The following is a 17,586-nucleotide window of genomic DNA, read 5'->3' as shown; positions in this document are numbered from 1 at the left end:
TCACATCCCCCTGTAATTTGGGCTTTCGCGGGTGATCTGAACGTCATGCACGTGGCTTTCCTTCAGGCCCGCGCCGGTAATTTTGACGAAATGGCAGTTTTTGCGCATCTCTTCGACAGTCGCACAGCCGGTATAGCCCATCGCAGCCCGCAAACCGCCCACAAGTTGGTGGATCACGGCGCTGGCCGATCCTTTGTAGGGCACTTGCCCTTCAATGCCTTCGGGCACCAGCTTGTCGTTGGCCGCGTCCTTCTGAAAGTACCGGTCCGCCGACCCGCGCGCCATGGCGCCCAGGCTGCCCATACCCCGATAGGACTTGAACGACCGACCCTGATACAGGATCACTTCGCCCGGGCTTTCATCGGTGCCCGCGATCATCGAACCGACCATGGCGCAGGATGCCCCCGCGGCGATCGCCTTGGCAAAATCGCCTGAGAACTTGATGCCACCATCCGCGATGACCGGAACGTCACCTGCAGCGGCGGCGCAATCTCCGATTGCCGTCAACTGAGGTACACCCACGCCCGCCACCATCCGTGTGGTACAGATCGAACCCGGGCCGATGCCCACCTTGATTGCATCAGCTCCAGCATCGATCAGCGCCTTGGTGGCCTCAGCCGTGGCAACGTTTCCTGCGATGATCTGGACCTCGTTCGACAGGGTTTTGGCGCGTGTAACCGCGTCCAGAACGCCCCGAGAATGGCCATGGGCCGTATCGACCACAATGATGTCGACACCGGAATCCACCAGTTGTTCGGACCGCTCAAAGCCCGCATCACCCACCGACGTCGCGGCAGCCACGCGCAAACGACCAAGCCGGTCCTTGCAAGCGGTTGGGTTCAGGACGGCCTGTTCTGTGTCCTTCAAGGTCAAAAGACCGGTCAGTTTCCCTTGGCGGTCTACCACAAGCAGTTTTTCGATGCGTCTGGCCCGCATCAGGCTTTTTGCTTCTTCCAGATCAGCCGGCTCTTGCAGCATGGCCAGATTGTCAGCGGTCATCATCGCTTTGATCGGTGTGTCGTCCGAAGTCGCAAAACGCATGTCCCGGTTGGTCACAATACCCACGACACGACCTTCCGCATCCACGACGGGGAAGCCGGTGAAGTTATAGCGTTCCACCAAAGCCTGTGCATCCGCCAGCGTCTGATCTGCGCGCAACGTCACCGGGTTGTAAACGATACCCGATTCAAACCGCTTGACCCGCCGCACTTCACGGGCTTGCTCTTCAACCGAAAGGTTCTTGTGAATGACCCCGATGCCACCTGCTTGTGCCATGGCGATGGCCATTCGGGCTTCGGTCACGGTATCCATAGCTGAGCTCAGCAGCGGGATGTTCATGGTGATTTCACGCGTCACACGCGTGGTGGTATCCGCCGTCGCCGGAAGCACAGAAGATGCGCCCGGAACCAGGAGAACGTCGTCAAAGGTGAGTGCCTCACGAATCTGCATCTGATAACCCCATGCAAAAGCCCGTTTGACGGCGACGCTATCGCATGGATTGAACCAAAGGGAAAGCCCCCCAACGCAACTCTGGGCTATGGTAGCGCAGAAAACGCCGCAAGCCGAGCAAATCGTGCCGCTGATAGCCCTTTCCCTTTTTGCTCAACATCATATCTTGCGCCACATACGCGCGAATATGAAAAGGTATGTCACTAATGACCACCGACCCTCTTGTCGTCTTTACGCCCTCTGGCAAACGCGGGCATTTTCCCGTCGGCACCCCGATATTGACCGCGGCCCGCCAATTGGGCGTGGATCTGGATTCGGTCTGCGGCGGGCGTGGAATCTGCTCCAAGTGTCAGATCACCCCAAGCTATGGCGAGTTTCCCAAGCATGGCGTCACTGTGTCCGAAAACGCGCTGAGCGAATGGAACGCGGTTGAACAGCGCTATGACGATAAGCGTGGCCTGAAACCGGGTCGTCGTCTGGGATGTCAGGCGTCGGTTCAGGGCGATGTGGTGATAGACGTCCCGCCCGAAAGCCAAGTGCACCGTCAGGTTGTGCGCAAAGCCGCGGCGGCCCGCGCCATCACCATGGATCCCGCGACACGCCTGTATTTTGTGGTCGTCGAAGAACCCGACATGCACTCACCCACCGGTGATCTGGAGCGGTTGGAACGTGCCCTGCGCGAACAATGGCAGATCGAGGCTATCACAGCAGATCTGTCGCTGTTGACCAAGCTGCAACCGGTTCTGCGCAAGGGGAAGTGGGAGGTCACGGTGGCCGTTCACAAAGGTCACAACGACAACGTCGCCCGCATTGTCGAAATCTGGCCCGGCCTGCATGAAGGTGGGCTTTATGGTCTGGCGATCGACCTCGGTTCGACCACCATTGCGGCCCACCTGACCGATCTTGAAACGGGTGAGGTCAAGGCGTCGTCGGGTCTGATGAACCCGCAAATCCGGTTTGGCGAAGACCTGATGAGCCGTGTTTCATATTCGATGATGAACCCGGGCGGCGATCATGAGATGACCAGGGCCGTGCGCGAGGCGATCAACGACCTGACCACTTCAATCGCTGAAGAGGCCGAGATCGACGCTGCACTGATCGTGGAAACCGTGTTTGTCTGTAACCCGGTCATGCACCATTTGCTGTTGGGTCTGGATCCGGTCGAATTGGGGCAAGCACCTTTTGCTCTGGCCACTTCGGAAAGCATGTCCCTGCCCGCGCGGGAAATGGATCTGACCACCATGAACCCCCGTGCGCAGGTCTATATACTGCCCTGCATCGCAGGCCACGTGGGTGCGGATTGTGCCGCTGTAGCGCTGTCGGAAGAGCCAGGCAAATCCGAGGATCTGGTGTTGATTGTGGACGTCGGCACCAATGCGGAAATCCTGCTGGGCAACACCAGCCGTGTTCTGGCCTGTTCCTCGCCCACCGGGCCAGCGTTTGAAGGTGCTCAGATCAGTTCCGGCCAACGCGCCGCGCCTGGCGCCATCGAGCGGATTGAGATTGACCCTGTCACAAAAGAACCCCGCTTCAGCGTGATCGGGTCCGAGAAATGGTCGGATGAGGACGGGTTTGACCTCGACATCGCCACCACGGGCATCACCGGCATCTGCGGTTCCGGTATCATCGAGGCCGTGGCCGAAATGCGTATCGCCGGATTGCTGGACGAAAGCGGATTGATTGGCTCGGCCGAGCAGACCGGAACCGCGCGCTGCGTCCCCGAAGGCCGCACCAATGCCTATCTTATCCACGATTCCAGCGCCGAAGGCGGCCCGCGCATCACGGTCACCCAGGGCGACATTCGCGCCATCCAACTTGCGAAATCGGCGCTCTATGCCGGTGCGCGCCTGCTGATGGATGAGATGGATGTCGACCGCGTGGACCGTGTGGTTCTGGCCGGCGCGTTCGGGGCGCATATCTCGACCAAACACGCAATGGTTCTGGGGATGATCCCGGATGCGCCTCTGGACAAGGTCTCAAGCGCAGGAAACGCCGCAGGGACTGGTGCGCGTATTGCACTGTGCAATATCGGCGCACGGTCCGAGATTGAACGCGTGGTGCGCGAGATCACGAAAATCGAAACCGCCATCGAACCCAAGTTCCAGGATCACTTCGTCGCGGCCAACGCAATCCCGCATAAAACTGATCCGTTCCCGGAACTGGCACAGGTTGTCACGTTGCCCCGTCCCAGCTTCAACACCGGGGGGGGCGAAACCGAAGGGGGCGGCGGACGTCGTCGCAGGCGTCGCGGCTAACCAAGAAATGGAACGACCCGGGAGTCCTCTCCGGGTCGTTCCATCATTTCTTTTCGGTATCCTTGGATCTTTAAGCGCGGAAACCGCTATTGCCTTCGATGCACGTGAACGGCGCAAGGTGCGTGACGGACAACACGTGAAGCTGTCGATCCAAGAAAATAGTCGCTCAGCCCCGGTTTGTGAGAACCGATGACAACGCAATCCACTTCATTGTCGACTGCATAATCGATGATTGTTCGGGCTGTGTGACCTTTGACGATCACGGGTTTAACCCCCGACAACCCTTCGACCTTTTTCAGCAAGGTCAGTCGCGCACGATCAAACCCTTCGGCAACAACGGATTTGTCCAGAAAGGCGCTGACCGACCCATGTGGCATCTCGTAAACGTGCAAAGCTATGATCTCGGCTTCGTTTTCCGTCAGTGCGCGCGCAACATCCAGCGTGTGTTGCGATAGGCCATGATCCAAGGCCATCGGAACAAGGACTTTCTTATACATAGAGGCCTCCAAATGTGGCGGGGCTATGCCCAGGGTCTCAGGATAATCTTAGGAGCGGCCACAGTACCAGAGCGGATATCACGAAATGCCTGTGCGCCATCTGCCAAGGCACGCTCCTCTAGCCAGTCCAACGCGCCAAGCCGCCCGTCAAAGATAGCGTCGGCAGTCTGGCGGAAATCCTGCGCGGTATAGGTATACGAGCCGATGAAGGTGATTTCCTGCAAGGTCATGCGGCGCACGTCCAAACCGCCGGTATCTTCGCCCAGGCCAACATGAACAATCACGCCGCCGGGATCCGCAACGGCAGATGCAACAGATCGCGTGGCCGCATACCCCACGGCATCAATGACAAGCGAATAGTTCCCTATCGCGGCGTCCGTGACTTCAAAATCTTCAATGCGCTGCAAATGCGATCTTCGCAAAGCATTGGGTTCCGTGATGGTGACATCATCGGCCCCCATCGCGCGCAAGGCCAGTGCAGCGGCCAATCCAATCGCGCCTCCACCAATGACCAGGGCCTTACGGGACATCGCCGGATGCAACGACTCAAGTCCCAGCCGTACCGCGTGCCAGCTAACGGCCAGTGGTTCCGCCAAAGCGGCTTTGGCGAACGAGACATGATCTGGTACAACAACCAGATTTCTGTCCGGCATCGAGACAAACTGCGCAAAGGCCCCTTCCCGCGGCGGCATCGAGATGATTTGACGTTCGGGGCACAGGTTTTCCCGGCCCGCGACGCAGGCTGGACATTGACCGCAGCTCACCAGCGGATTGATCGTCACTCGATCTCCGGCGCGTAAACCTTCGACAATCATCCCGGCGGCCTCGTGGCCAAGGATCAAAGGGGCTGGACGACGCGCATCATGGCCGAGATAGGCGTGCATGTCCGATCCGCAGATACCTGCGGCCTCGACCCGGATCAAATGCTCAGACGCGTCAGGCACGGAATTTGGGACATCGCCGAATTCCATCTGCTCCACGCCTTTGTACACCAGTGCTTTCATTTGGCTGTAAACCCTCCGTCCACCATCAAGACTTGTCCAGTTACATAGTCAGAGGCTTGCGAGCACAAAAACAAGATCGGCCCATCTATGTCCTGCATCCGACCATTGCGCCCAATGCAGGTTTGCGCGGCATTCCGCTTGGAACGCTCGGGGTCATCAAAAACGGCCTGCGTCAATTCAGTGGGAAAGAACCCGGGACCAACAGCGTTGGCGGTAATCCCATAAGGCGACCATGCCTCGGCCATGGCTCGGGTCAATTGCCCGATACCCGCCTTCGTCGTGCCATAGGCGATACCACCGGGAAAAGCGCGCGTTGTTTGCAGCGAGGCGAAGTTTACAATGCGGCCCCAACCTTTCACCTTCATCGCGGGCACCATGGCCTGGCTTAGAAAAAAAGGCGCGCTGAGGTTCAGCGCCAGCGTGGCATCCCACCCGTTTGGTGTTACATCATCAGCGACCTCGCGCGTGTTTATCCCGGCTGCATGGACCAGAATGTCAGGCGCGCCGAACTTTGCATTCACAGCCTCGACCAGGCCATTGATCCCGTCTCGGTCCGCGACATCGGCCACCACCGAAGCAGCCCCGGACCCAATCTCGGCCCGCATCTGCACCAACGCATCTTCACGCCGCGCTACGCCAACGACCTGCGCGCCTGCGGCAGCAAGCGCGCGCGCAACCCGCCGACCCAGCCCCGAACTTGCGCCGGTGACGCAGGCCACCCTGCCCGTCAGGTCAAACAAAGCGCGCGGGTCATCCATCGGCGGTCAGATCAAACTGCTCATCGGGAAAATACTTGGCCAGACGCACATCCGCGGCGCGCGCGTGCCCCTCCATCCCTTCCAGCCGCGAAATCCGCGCTGTTGCAATGGCAATGGGCTTGGACCCCTCCCGTGTTGCGCGCTGCCACGTCACGATCTTCATGTACTTATGGACACTCAGACCGCCGGTATAGCTGGCCGCACCAGAGGTCGGCAGAACGTGGTTGGTTCCGGTGGCTTTGTCGCCATAAGACACAGTGGTCTCTTCACCCAGAAACAGCGAACCATAGCAAGTCAACCGGCCCAGCCACCAGTCGAGATCCTCGGCCTGAACGGTCAGGTGTTCGGGCGCGTAGTCATCGGAACAAGCGGCCATTTCTTCGCGATCACCGCAGACGATCACTTCGGCATAGTCTCTCCACGCGGCGGCGGCATTTTCCCTGTTCAGCTCGGGCAGGTCGTCGATCAATTGCGGCACCAGTTCCATCACGCTCTGAGCCAGAGTGCGATCGTCCGTCACCAGCCAAACCGGCGAGTTGTATCCGTGTTCGGCCTGACTGACCAAATCGGTTGCAACCACGTGGGCATCAGCACTTTTGTCGGCCAGGATCAGGCTGTCGGTTGGCCCCGCGATCATGTCGATGCCTACCTTGCCGTAGAGGATGCGCTTGGCCTCGGCCACGAACTGGTTGCCGGGACCCACGAGGATATTCGCCCGTGGCAGGCCAAACAGGCCATAGGTCATCGCGGCCACGCCTTGCACACCGCCCATCGCCAGAATACTGTCGGCCCCGCAAATATGCGCAGCATAGACGATCGCAGGTGCCACGCCTTCGCCCGGACGGGGTGGAGAGCACGCGGTGATGTGGCGACACCCGGCCACCTTGGCCGTGGTCACCGTCATGATCGCGCTGGCGACATGGCTGTAGCGCCCGCCGGGCACATAGCAACCCGCCGCATCAACCGGGATAGCCTTTTGCCCTGCAACAACGCCGGGCACGATCTCAGTCTCGACATCTGACACGGTGGCCTTTTGCGTCTCGGCAAAGCGGCGTACGTTGTCATGGGCAAAACGGATATCGGCCTTCAACTTCTCGGGCACCAGGGCGATGGCGGCGTCGATCTCGTCCTGGGTCATCAGGACATTGCCTTCGAACTTGTCGAATTTGACGGCGTATTCCAATGCCTTGGCATCGCCTCCGGTCTCGATTTCAGACAGGATAGTCTTGACCGTATCATGCACCTCGGTCGCATGAGACTCCGCTGTCAAGGTTGCCTTTTTCAGATAGTCACGCGGCATGTTCAACAGGTCCTATTGGTAGATTTCAGGAAGCAAAGTGGTCGAGACAGCTGGTACGTAGGCAATTAAGAGCACCACAATCAGCATGGTCAATACGAAGGGCACAGCCCGGACGGCAATCTTCAGAATCGACTCTCCGGTAATGCCAGAAACAACGAACAGGTTCAGACCCAGCGGAGGCGTGATGAAACCAACACCCAGCGCGGTGATCATCATGATGCAGAACTGAATCTCATTCATTCCGATATTATCCGCCAGCGGTTTCAATATTGGTGCCAGGATCACAATATTGGGCGTCGTCTCCATAACACAGCCCGCAGCGATCAGAATGCCGATCATCAACAGGATCAGCAGATAGGGATCGTCGGTCATTGCCGTTATCGAGGTCACAAATCCCTGCGGAACCCCCATGATCGCCAGCGCCTCGGCCAGTGGTGCAGAGAAGGCGATGATCGGCAGGATTACCCCGTTCACCTTGGCAGAACTGACCAGCATCGACGGAAAATCGGCCAGTGTCAGTGTGCGCAGGATGAAACCCATGATGATAGTGACAACAACTGCAGTCGCACCGGCCTCGGTCGGCGTCAGGCGGCCCGAGAAGATGCCGTAGAAAATGATACCCGGCACGATGAAGGCATACCAACCAGATTTCAGGGCTTTGCCCAGATTGGACAACCATTCACTCATGGTCATCAGTCCACCACCTTCATAGGCATAAAGACGGTTCATGATGATGTTGGTGATCAGGATCGACACCAGAATGGCCAGACCGGGGATCAATGCGGCCAGAAACAGGGTCGAGGCGGAAATACCCAGTACAAGCCCGATGATGATGTATGCAATCGACGGTGGGATCAGAATACCGGTGCAGGCCCCTGCCGCGACCAGAGCACAGGCATAAGGGCGCGGATAACCGCTTTCGACCAGACGATTAATGGTCATTCGTCCCACAGCTGCAGCCCCTGCAGCATCCGAACCCGAGATTGCAGCAAACATGCCGCAGACCAGCACCGTAGCCGACCCGAAACCGCCTTTGGCAAAGCACGTCAGTGCCTCGGCCACGTCCAGAAATTTACGCGACAATCCTGTTCGAACCAGCACGTCCCCGGTTAGAATGAACAGGGGAACGGCAGTTAGAGCAAAGGCGTCGATACCAGTGAACAGGCTCTCGCCCACCAGGCTTAGCGGCAGGTCGCCGGACATGATCAGCATCACGATGGCTGCCGACCCAATGGCGGCCCATACAGGCACAGCCATAGCGATCAAAGCAACGAACAGGATCACAGGGACATAAAAGTCCCAGCCCAGTTCAACGGTTTGATTGAGGGAATTCCAAAGCATTGCGCGTCTCCTCAGTCAAACAACTTGTCGCCTTCGAAGACGGGTGTGCCGTCTCGCAGACATTTCAAATCACGCATCAGGGATTGGATCAGTCGCCAGATCATCAGCGCAAATCCGGTGGGTACAGCCATCAGGAACCAAACTTTTGAAACCCGCAGACCATCCGTCACCGAGCCAAATTTTGCTGAAACATGCACCGCTTCATAAGACCAGTAGAGTGCAATAGCGGCCACGGCGAACATCACCAGATCGCCGAAGATATACAGCACCGCCTTGGGACGAGGACTGAGGTAGTGCATGATGACATCAATACGGATATGGGCGCGTTCCTTGACCGCCGCAGCCGCGCCAATCCAGGCGAGGTAGATAAAGGAATAGCGAACGATCTCTTCGCCCCAGATCGAGGAATAGGCGAATATCTCACGCCGCAGCACTTCGATCGCCATGGTGATCACCAGCATCACGTAGAAAACCAGCAGCAACCAGCGCTCTGCGTTTCGGTCAAGGTTTTGAAGAATGGTCATCAGATCCCCCGGCGATAGGACAGCGATCCCCTTGCCCGGAACGGCAAGAGTATTGCAGTCGGTCTGTGCGACAAGGTTGTGGACGCCAAAACGGCGTCCACAGTTTGGGTACTATGCGTCGTGAACGTAGTATTTGCCCTGCGTTCCGGCGGCTTCGACCAGCTTTTCGAAGTTTTCCATCGATCCGGCCAGCTCGGTCTTGAACGGGTCCCAATCGGCGTTCTGATAGCCACCCGCATCCTGCCATTCGGCCAGTTGATCATCGCTGAGCGAGTGGAATTCTACGCCCGCCTTGTTCAACTCGGCCATGGCGTAAGCACGAGCAGACGGAACCTTGGACAGGTTTTGATGCGCGGTCATTTCAGACCCCCACATGATGCCGTCCTGAACGTCTGCTGGCATTGAGTTGAACCACTCAAGATTGCAGGAATACACCTGACTGTCCGGCACCGCCTGCGTGAAGGTCACGTGGCTCAGGATGTCCTTGAAACCGAAGACAAACAGCGCGCCGACAGAAGGATCAAGCGCATCCGCGACACCCTGTTTAATGGCCGAAGGTGTCTCACCCCAGGCGACAGGTGTCGGGTTGGCGCCAACCATGCGATAATATTGCTGAAGCATCTTTGAGCCGGGAACACGGAACTTGATGCCGCTCATGTCGCCTGGAGTAATAACGGCGTTACCACCCTGACGAACTGCAACAACACGCGGATCGATATTCACGTAAAACAGGGCCTTGAAGCCCGCAGCCTCGACCTTCGGATGAACCTCGTTCTCCCACGTGTCCGAATGGACAAGGTTGGTGAAACGCTGGTTCGAGCCACAAAGATACGGCATGTTGATCAGGTCAACGGTCGACGCAAAAGGCGCGAAGTTCGAAAGCGAATGCTGCGCAGCCTGAATGGTTCCGCCCTGCACTTTCTGCACCAGTGAACCACCTGCACCCAACTGCCCGCCCGGTGCCAGTTTGATATAGATCTTACCGTTGGTGGCGTTCTGAATGTTCTCTTTCAGGTCAAGTTGCATGATTGGATAGCTGCGTGATGCGCCCAGCACATAAGCCGTGGCCACAGTCATCACATGTTCTGCCGCCTGCTCGCGCTCGCGCTCCTCCTTGGCGGTTTGCGCGGCGGCCTCGGACGACCACAACACCCCGCCAGCCCCGGCTACCAAAGCGGCGGTAAACGCACCACTTGCGCTCAACTTCAGGAAATTACGGCGTTCAGCGGACGCCAGTTCGGTCTTGTCGTTGTTCATGAATTGCCCTCCCAAGCAAAAAATTCAGCTGCCGTCTGTTGCGTCGCGGTCAGCTTCCTTTTTCAGAATTGCGACAACGAACAAGATCGACGCCGCGAACAGAACCAACATCTCTCCAACGTCCCCAAGAAACGCGCTGTTCGCATAGGCACCCAGGGCGACGTTGGCGAAGTAGATCGCAAAAACGGCGGCAGATGCTTCGACAAACATATTTGGGACTCCCTACAGAATCAGTTCTCTAATTCTGTTGTAAGCGCTTACATGATAAATGCAAGCGCTTACATAGGCACTATCATCGTCCCAAAAAAGCGCATAACTTAAGGCAAACGGAATAACGGGTTTGAAAATGTCAAAACATCGATCCGCACCGACGTTGGATGACGTTGCCAAGGCTGCGGGGGTTTCAACCGCCACTGTGTCGCGGTGCCTGAACAATCCGCAACAGGTTGTTGAAGCCACGCGCCAGCGTGTTTTGTGCGCGGTTGATGAACTGGGATATACGCCAAACTTCGCAGCCCGCGTGATGGCGGCAAAACGGTCATTTACTATTGGAGCAATCATACCAACGATGGAAAACGCCATTTTTGCGCGCGGTTTGCAGGCGTTTCAGGAAGAATTGCACAAACGCGGTTACACGCTGCTCGTCTCAAGCTCTGCCTACAGACCCGAAGCCGAAGAAGAGCAAATCAGAACACTGGTTGCCCGCGGCGCTGATGGGCTTTTGCTGATCGGTCACGATCGTGAAGAGCAGATATATGATTATCTCGAACGGCAAAAGGTGCCAGCGCTGGTTGCCTGGTCTTTCAACCCGACCAACCGCACACCCTCGGTCGGATTCGACAACCGGCAAGCCATGAATACCCTCGCTCAACAGGTCATCGCGCTGGGGCACAGGCATCTTGCGACAATTTCGGGCATCAGCAAGGGTAACGATCGCGCGCGGTTGAGAATCGCGGGTATCAAAGACGCGATGGCCGAGAACGGACTGGCGCCGGATGATCTGTTCGTAGTCGAAACCACCTATGAAATCGAAAATGGCGCTGAAGCCTTCAGGGATCTCATGTCTTACGCCCCTGCCCCGACCGCAGTTCTTTGCGGCAACGACGTTCTGGCAGTGGGTGCAATACGCCAGGCGCAAGAGATGGGGCTGCGCGTGCCTGACGATGTTTCGATCACCGGGTTCGACGACATCGAATTGGCCCGTATCGTTTCGCCCGCGCTGACCACGGTTCATGTCCCTCATCGTGAAATGGGGCAAAAAGCGGCGCTGGAATTGATTCACATGATCGAAACAAGCGCGTCCGGTCGTTCAGTTGAACTATCTACACGACTGATAAACCGAGAATCTTTGCAGGCAGCAACAGTTTAAGCGCCGGGAAACCACGTAACACATGAGACTGGATTCTGGAGTGGGTAGCGAGCACCATGTTGCTGTTGCAACATGTCGCAAATAGAACGTAACCCACAGTTTGTGTTCCATTTTGCAAATTTCACTTGTAGCTAATTGTGTCATCATGTGGCAAATCAACCCAACGCACGTGTGGGGCAGAATGTGGGGCAGATATGGCAAGAGGAAATAACCGACTTTCCGCGACACAAGTAAAGAACGCGCCTCCCGGCAGCGTCGTGCAGGATGGTGGCGGCCTATCCCTAAAGCGGTCGCAGAGCGGCGGGCGCTGGACATTCCGTTTCCAGATCAATGGAAAGCGGCGAGATATGGGCTTGGGCTCTTACCCTGACATGTCCCTGCATGATGCACGTAAAGAACGATCTAAGTGGACCGCCTTCGCGGAACGCGGCGAAGATCCGATTGCGGAACGTGAGCGTCGGCGCTTAGAGGAAGAAAACAGCCAGAACGACCCTACGTTTGAGGAAATGGCACAACTGGTGTTCGATGGGCGCAAGGAGCGTCTGCGCGGCGATGGCAAGCGAGGCATGTGGTTTTCGCCGCTCAAGAACCACGTAATCCCCAAGATCGGCAATCGCAGAATCAGCACCCTGCACCAGCGCGATATTCACGATGCCTTGAAACCGATCTGGCGCACCAAGCATGAGACTGCCGACAAGGCGATGTACCGCACTCGCATGGTTCTGCGGCAGGCAAAGTTGATGGGCTATGAGGCGGAACCGTTCATCTGTGACGCGGCCCGTCATATGTTGGGTTATGTCGAGCGCGTTCAAAAGCCCCTGCCCGCAACGCCTTGGCAAGAGATCCCTGATCTGTACTCGCGGCTGGATCAACATCACCCCTCTTACCTAGCTCTGCGTTTCACGATCCTGACGGCGGCGCGCGGGATGCCCGTTCGCGGGGCTCGATTCGATGAGATTGACGGCGACGTGTGGACGGTCCCAAAAGAGCGCATGAAAGGCGAACGAGGCAAAGTGCAGGATTTCCGTATCCCTCTATCGACCGAGGCCATGAACGTGGTTGAGATATGCCGCGAACTACGCCGCAATGACTTCCTGTTTCCAAGCCCGAGGACGAATAAAGGCGTCAGCGACGTTGCCATGGCGAAGGTACTGAACCATCTAAATGAAGTGGGTCGCATACACGGCTTTCGGTCGTCGTTCAGGATGTGGATTCAGGACAATGAAACGGCAAGTTTCGAAACCGGGGAAACGGCCTTAGCTCATGCCATCGGCAATAAGGTGGAGCGGTCCTATGCGCGCTCGGATCTGCTGGATAAGCGACGTGTCCTCATGCAGAAATGGGCCGATTTCGTAGCCCAGACCGAAAGCAAGATATTGCAGCTTCGCGGTTAGATAGGCAGCGGCTCGGTTCGTTTATGAAACAAATTTTGTGTACTCTGGGGGCAAGACCCGAAAACAAGCATATATTCAACTGCAGCTTCACACTAAATTGCAGACGTTCGTCAAAATTTGGGCTGTGACCGTTGTGCGGACGGAGCAGACATTCAAAGCAAAGGCCGTTGCCGCCAGCGGCCCTTCGGATTTAGAGAGCTTGCAAGGCGGAACGGCAGCGATGCACAGTGGACGCATGTCAACCTTTCAACGGATCATTCTACCTGCAAGCACTCTGATGCTTGTTGGTACTGCGGCAGTGTCTTTGGAGATGTCCTGCACTCACCCTGACAGGCCAAATCACACGTATAGCATTGACGGTGATCAGGGTATTTTTACCTGGGATGACCACGACATCGAGCGCACTTGGTTGCTCAAGTGCAATGACCAACGAAACGGTTTTCATGCTTGCCACAGGTCAGAGAGCTTCGGCGAGCGCGGCGCTAGCGTGATTACTTTCGTGATGCTTCCAGATGGAATCTTAGTCGAAAGCGGCTATTGGGCTCTGCTCGATACCAGCCGCGTCAGCGTAACATCAGGCTTCGTTTGTGAGACCGAAGGCAATTGACCGCTTTGCGGACAATGCCTCTGTTTTCGTGGCTTCGAAACTCTAGCCGTTCAGGCAAACAGAACTGAAGGCTGCTCTTGCTTCAAGGCGGAGTCTCACCTGGCGAGTTTGGCATATTTTGTTGCGGGCGTGCCGACCTGTAGCCATAGTCCTGACCGAACGAAGTAGGAGATGCACCTCATGCCCGCCCGCAACAGATTTGCCGAAATGCATGCCGAGATCACTGAGTGGCGGCGGGACATTCATGCTCATCCCGAACTGCGGTTCGAAGAACATCGAACTGCTGCAAAGGTGGTCAAATTGCTCACTGAGTTTGGCTGCAATGATGTGGTCTCTGGCGTCGGCCGGACCGGGGTCGTGGGCGTGATTCACGGTCGAACGCAGACATCAGGCAAGGCGATTGGGTTTCGAGCGGACATGGATGCATTGCCAATTCCGGAAACCACAGGTTTATCGTACGCCTCGACTAATCCTGGCGTTATGCACGCATGCGGTCATGACGGACATACTGCAATGCTGCTTGGTGCTGCGAAATACCTAGCCGAGACGCGCAATTTCAACGGTACCGTAGTGCTGATTTTCCAGCCCGCTGAAGAAGGTAGCGGTGGCGCGCGCGCGATGCTTGACGATGGATTGATGGACCGTTGGGGCATTCAGGAAGTTTATGGTATGCATAATTGGCCGGGCATTCCAGCTGGTCAGTTTGCAGTGCGCGACGGACCACAAATGGCCGCTACTGCGTTTTTCGAACTCACAATCAAGGGCAAGGGAGGCCACGCGGCGCTACCTCATATTGCGGTGGATACAACCGTGGCTGCTGCGCAGGTGATTACCGCGCTACAGACCATCGCGGCACGCAATATCGATCCGTTAAAATCCGTTGTTGTTTCCACCTGCGGACTGCGCAGTGACAGCAATACCTTCAACGTTATCCCGGAAGAGATAATATTGCGTGGTACGGTGCGCTATTTCGATGCTGACGTACATGAGATCGTGCAAAAACGTCTACGCGAGCTTGCCGAACTGACGGCGCAAGCAAACGGCGCAAAAGCACATCTAGATTACACTTCACGCGTGCCACCCACCATCAACAACCCAGAAGCCGCTGCGCGCGCTGCTAAGGTGGCACAGGCAGTTTCCGGCAATGTAATCCGTGAATTCGACCCGGTCATGCCCGGCGAGGATTTCTCTGAAATGCTGGCCGAACGGCCCGGGGCTTATCTCTTCATCGGCAATGGTGACAGCGCCGCCCTGCACAACCCGGCGTACGAATTCAACGACGACATAATCCCGGCAGGCGGTACATGGTACGCGGAGATGGCGGAGAGGCGCATGCCAATTTGATCAGGAGTAGCTGACCCAATACGACAACCGCTGTACTAAGAAACCTATTTCCTGGTTAGATGGTTTGCCGTCAGTTGGTTAGTAGGAAGAGATTACTTTGCACTTAAGTCATGCTCTTTCTTGCGGCTACTCATGGGCCCTGTGCCGCTTCGATCGGCAGCAGATCTTCTCGAAAATTGCAGTTATGCTGCGGGCAGCAGTCGCCGCTTGTAGCGGGCCTTGCGCTTCCGCAAACGATTGGCAGATCGAATACGCATAGGCCACGATTTCTGGCAAAACGGTTTCGAATTTTGAGAGGGTAGCCACAGTTAGAAAGCGAGCCACGCCTCGCATGAACAAATGATAAGGTTGAAGAGGGTTCTTCACTTCGCGCTCGATCAAACGGGAAAGGCAGTATCCGCGTAGTCATCGGCACCTTCCCGCGTAGGAATCTGCGTAGTTTTCCAAATGCGTCGGATTTAGCTCCGCGCTGCGCTGATTGGCACGATTTGAGTCGTCCGGTTAGACCGTTAGAGCGGTTTGGATAAATGACGAACAGATTGCCGTTCAGATTTGGATAGCAAGCGGAATCTGCCAATCGACTAACGGTCTATTGGACAAGGTGTAAGAAATCCTATGGTTTAATCGACCAAACCTTGTGCGGCACATGCTTGAGCATGAAGCTAATCAGCGAAAACTCGACCGTCTATTTTAATCAAAACGCATACCCACCATCACCCGTGTATTGAATTTGTGAGACAATACCGCAAAAAATGCCCCGCGCAGAGGCAGGAGTTATTTGACCGCTAGCCCATTGTTGCGAGAACTGCGACGCGCCGAACTCGTACCCCCTCATTAAAATCGTAAATCCCCATCAGGGCGCGCCGCCTCACTCTGATAGATTTGCCGTTTGTTCAAATTGCGCCCATGGGATGAAAGGTGCGGTAGACTCCTGACATTCAAAAATCGCAATTCAATCTTCGAACAGATAATGAAAAGCTCGTGGGGCGACACGCCGAACTCAACAACCCCCTAAAATCCGGCTAGAAAGACCGGATCACCCAAAAATCTTCACGTGCCGCCCACGGGAAGAGGATCGCATTGTGGCAAAGTTGTGTCCACGGCTCGTTCTGAAACTTACCGTTCGCACTTTGGAAACAGACTATTTCGACTGAGCTTGCTGCATTACGGGAATCCCCCAATTTAGGGCAAGACGCCAATTGAGTAGTGTGGGATTAAATTATCAACTTACCCCCTCGTGATGAAGATAGGGGCTGGCCCGACCCCCCTCAGCCAGCCCCTACGATTGCTCTAGGGTCAGGACCTTTTAAAACGCCCCAACCTCAATCGCAGCTATTGTAAACCGAAGACATTTGAAAAATTCGGGCTGTGGCCGCTGAGCGGACGAAACTGCTATTCGTCGTTGTGCTCAAATCACCCGAATTTGGACCGAACTTCAGTTATGGACCTGTGATTGGAGGAGGCTTGCGGCGTTGTCCAGACATTGCGTTTCCGACAATCGCGGCAAGCAGGACCGCGCCTCCGATCAGCGTGTCGGTCGTCGCGGTTTCTCCTAAGAAAAGCCAAACCCAAAGCGGGCCCAGTAGTACTTCAGCCAACGATAGGAGAGTGAGTTCTGCCGCTGGCAGACTTCTCGATCCAATGGTGTAGAGGATCAAACCGGCCCCGACCTGAAAGATCCCCATGGCAAAGGCTACGCTGCCGTCATTCAGGCTTGTGATCAGCGAAAGACCTTGAAGCTGGCAGATCGCAAGGGTGATGATGACTCCGAAGAGCCCAGACAGAAACACGGACGGCAGCATCTCTGACGTTCGACCCCAGCGCAGCGCAACTGTAAAGACAGCGAAACCGAACGCGGACCCAAGTGCGGCTAGGCTGCCTTTCAGAACAACGTTTCCTGATTTATCGACAACCATGATCGCAATTCCAACCAGTGCGATCACGATTGCAATCCAAGTCGCTCTGCGTACAGGCTCTCGAAGGACAATCCATGCTAGAACAGCCGTCAAAAACGGTGCTGTAGCAAAGAGCAACATCGCGTTGGCAACAGATGTATTCTGTATTGCGTAAATCGCGCCGGAATAAGCAGCCAGCAAAGACAAGGCAGCGACAACAGCGGGCAAGCCGGTTCGGCGAAGCTGAACGAACGGGTTTTCACCAGACCGAAAGCAAATAACGACATAGAGGAACAGCGACATCGCCATCGAGCGGTAGAGCAGGATTTGCCAGACGCCGGCCTCTTCTATCAGGCGAATGCCGAGACCCACCGTTGACCAAAGAACGCCAGCGGCAAAAACAAACAGAACACCGTGTTGATGGGCGCCTGAAGAGCTCGGTATGTTGTCAGTAGTCGTAATTGCAATAAACTCCAAACCCAGAGCCAGCCTAGTTGTGTCTGCGAGTACGTTCTGCATCATTTGCGACAACGACACGTCGATCTTTATTGTGACTGTAGCTGCGTTCCAGCGAACAAATAACGTGAAATTG

At 56.2% G+C, this 17,586-nt stretch carries 15 protein-coding genes; 5 read left to right on the top strand and 10 right to left on the bottom strand.

Going from position 1 to position 17,586, the window contains the following annotated elements; all coding sequences use genetic code 11:
- Positions 1-1,449, bottom strand: a complete 1,449-nt coding sequence (gene guaB, locus AC2FLD_RS00590) for an IMP dehydrogenase (RefSeq protein WP_050602521.1) — start codon at positions 1,447-1,449, stop codon at positions 1-3.
- A 206-nt stretch (positions 1,450-1,655) separates the two neighbouring features.
- On the opposite strand from guaB, the gene AC2FLD_RS00585 reads away from it, so the two are divergent.
- On the top strand, positions 1,656-3,704 hold the full coding sequence (locus AC2FLD_RS00585) for an ASKHA domain-containing protein (protein WP_496726054.1): 2,049 nt from the start codon (positions 1,656-1,658) through the stop codon (positions 3,702-3,704).
- Positions 3,705-3,790: 86 nt separating this feature from the next.
- Here the strand turns inward: AC2FLD_RS00585 and AC2FLD_RS00580 are convergent, their stop codons facing one another.
- From AC2FLD_RS00580 to AC2FLD_RS00545, 8 genes are all read right to left on the bottom strand, one after another.
- Positions 3,791-4,201 (bottom strand): universal stress protein, encoded by a 411-nt coding sequence (locus AC2FLD_RS00580; protein WP_496671178.1) that lies wholly within the window; start codon positions 4,199-4,201, stop codon positions 3,791-3,793.
- A 23-nt stretch (positions 4,202-4,224) separates the two neighbouring features.
- On the bottom strand, positions 4,225-5,205 hold the full coding sequence (locus AC2FLD_RS00575) for an alcohol dehydrogenase catalytic domain-containing protein (RefSeq protein WP_496671181.1): 981 nt from the start codon (positions 5,203-5,205) through the stop codon (positions 4,225-4,227).
- Positions 5,202-5,963, bottom strand: coding sequence for an SDR family NAD(P)-dependent oxidoreductase (locus tag AC2FLD_RS00570; protein ID WP_496671184.1), 762 nt, complete (start codon positions 5,961-5,963; stop codon positions 5,202-5,204). The genes AC2FLD_RS00575 and AC2FLD_RS00570 overlap by 4 nt, the downstream gene beginning before the upstream one ends.
- Positions 5,956-7,263 (bottom strand): histidinol dehydrogenase, encoded by a 1,308-nt coding sequence (gene hisD, locus AC2FLD_RS00565; protein ID WP_496671187.1) that lies wholly within the window; start codon positions 7,261-7,263, stop codon positions 5,956-5,958. Before hisD ends, AC2FLD_RS00570 begins: the two co-directional genes overlap by 8 nt.
- 12 nt (positions 7,264-7,275) lie before the next feature.
- Positions 7,276-8,604 carry a TRAP transporter large permease gene (locus AC2FLD_RS00560; RefSeq protein ID WP_496671190.1) on the bottom strand — a complete coding sequence of 443 codons (1,329 nt, stop codon included), beginning with the start codon at positions 8,602-8,604 and terminating at the stop codon, positions 7,276-7,278.
- A gap of 11 nt (positions 8,605-8,615) precedes the next feature.
- A complete protein-coding gene (locus AC2FLD_RS00555) occupies positions 8,616-9,128 on the bottom strand; it encodes a TRAP transporter small permease (protein WP_050602528.1) in 513 nt (170 codons plus the stop codon).
- Between the two features lie 111 nt (positions 9,129-9,239).
- The gene (locus AC2FLD_RS00550; RefSeq protein WP_496671192.1) at positions 9,240-10,385 is read right to left on the bottom strand and encodes a TRAP transporter substrate-binding protein; all 1,146 of its coding nucleotides are present in this window, start codon (positions 10,383-10,385) and stop codon (positions 9,240-9,242) included.
- A 24-nt stretch (positions 10,386-10,409) separates the two neighbouring features.
- Positions 10,410-10,595: a hypothetical protein gene (locus tag AC2FLD_RS00545; protein WP_496671195.1), complete on the bottom strand. Its 186-nt coding sequence runs from the start codon at positions 10,593-10,595 to the stop codon at positions 10,410-10,412.
- A gap of 136 nt (positions 10,596-10,731) precedes the next feature.
- Between AC2FLD_RS00545 and AC2FLD_RS00540 the strand changes: the two genes are divergently transcribed.
- From AC2FLD_RS00540 to AC2FLD_RS00525, 4 genes are all read left to right on the top strand, one after another.
- The gene (locus AC2FLD_RS00540; protein ID WP_496671197.1) at positions 10,732-11,754 is read left to right on the top strand and encodes a LacI family DNA-binding transcriptional regulator; all 1,023 of its coding nucleotides are present in this window, start codon (positions 10,732-10,734) and stop codon (positions 11,752-11,754) included.
- 194 nt (positions 11,755-11,948) lie between these two features.
- Complete coding sequence (locus AC2FLD_RS00535) at positions 11,949-13,148, top strand: tyrosine-type recombinase/integrase (protein WP_496671200.1); 1,200 nt, start codon at positions 11,949-11,951, stop codon at positions 13,146-13,148.
- 37 nt (positions 13,149-13,185) lie between these two features.
- Positions 13,186-13,755, top strand: coding sequence for a hypothetical protein (locus tag AC2FLD_RS00530; protein ID WP_496671203.1), 570 nt, complete (start codon positions 13,186-13,188; stop codon positions 13,753-13,755).
- A gap of 180 nt (positions 13,756-13,935) precedes the next feature.
- Positions 13,936-15,099, top strand: coding sequence for a M20 aminoacylase family protein (locus AC2FLD_RS00525; RefSeq protein ID WP_496671206.1), 1,164 nt, complete (start codon positions 13,936-13,938; stop codon positions 15,097-15,099).
- Positions 15,100-16,538: 1,439 nt separating this feature from the next.
- Here AC2FLD_RS00525 and AC2FLD_RS00520 read toward each other — a convergent pair.
- Positions 16,539-17,531 carry a DMT family transporter gene (locus AC2FLD_RS00520; protein ID WP_496671210.1) on the bottom strand — a complete coding sequence of 331 codons (993 nt, stop codon included), beginning with the start codon at positions 17,529-17,531 and terminating at the stop codon, positions 16,539-16,541.
- Between the last annotated feature and the right edge of the window lie 55 nt (positions 17,532-17,586).

It is taken from the genome of Ruegeria sp. CDSA021, assembly GCF_059612325.1.
Note: the sequence above shows the minus strand (reverse complement) of the source record. Positions and strands in the feature narration are given on the sequence as shown.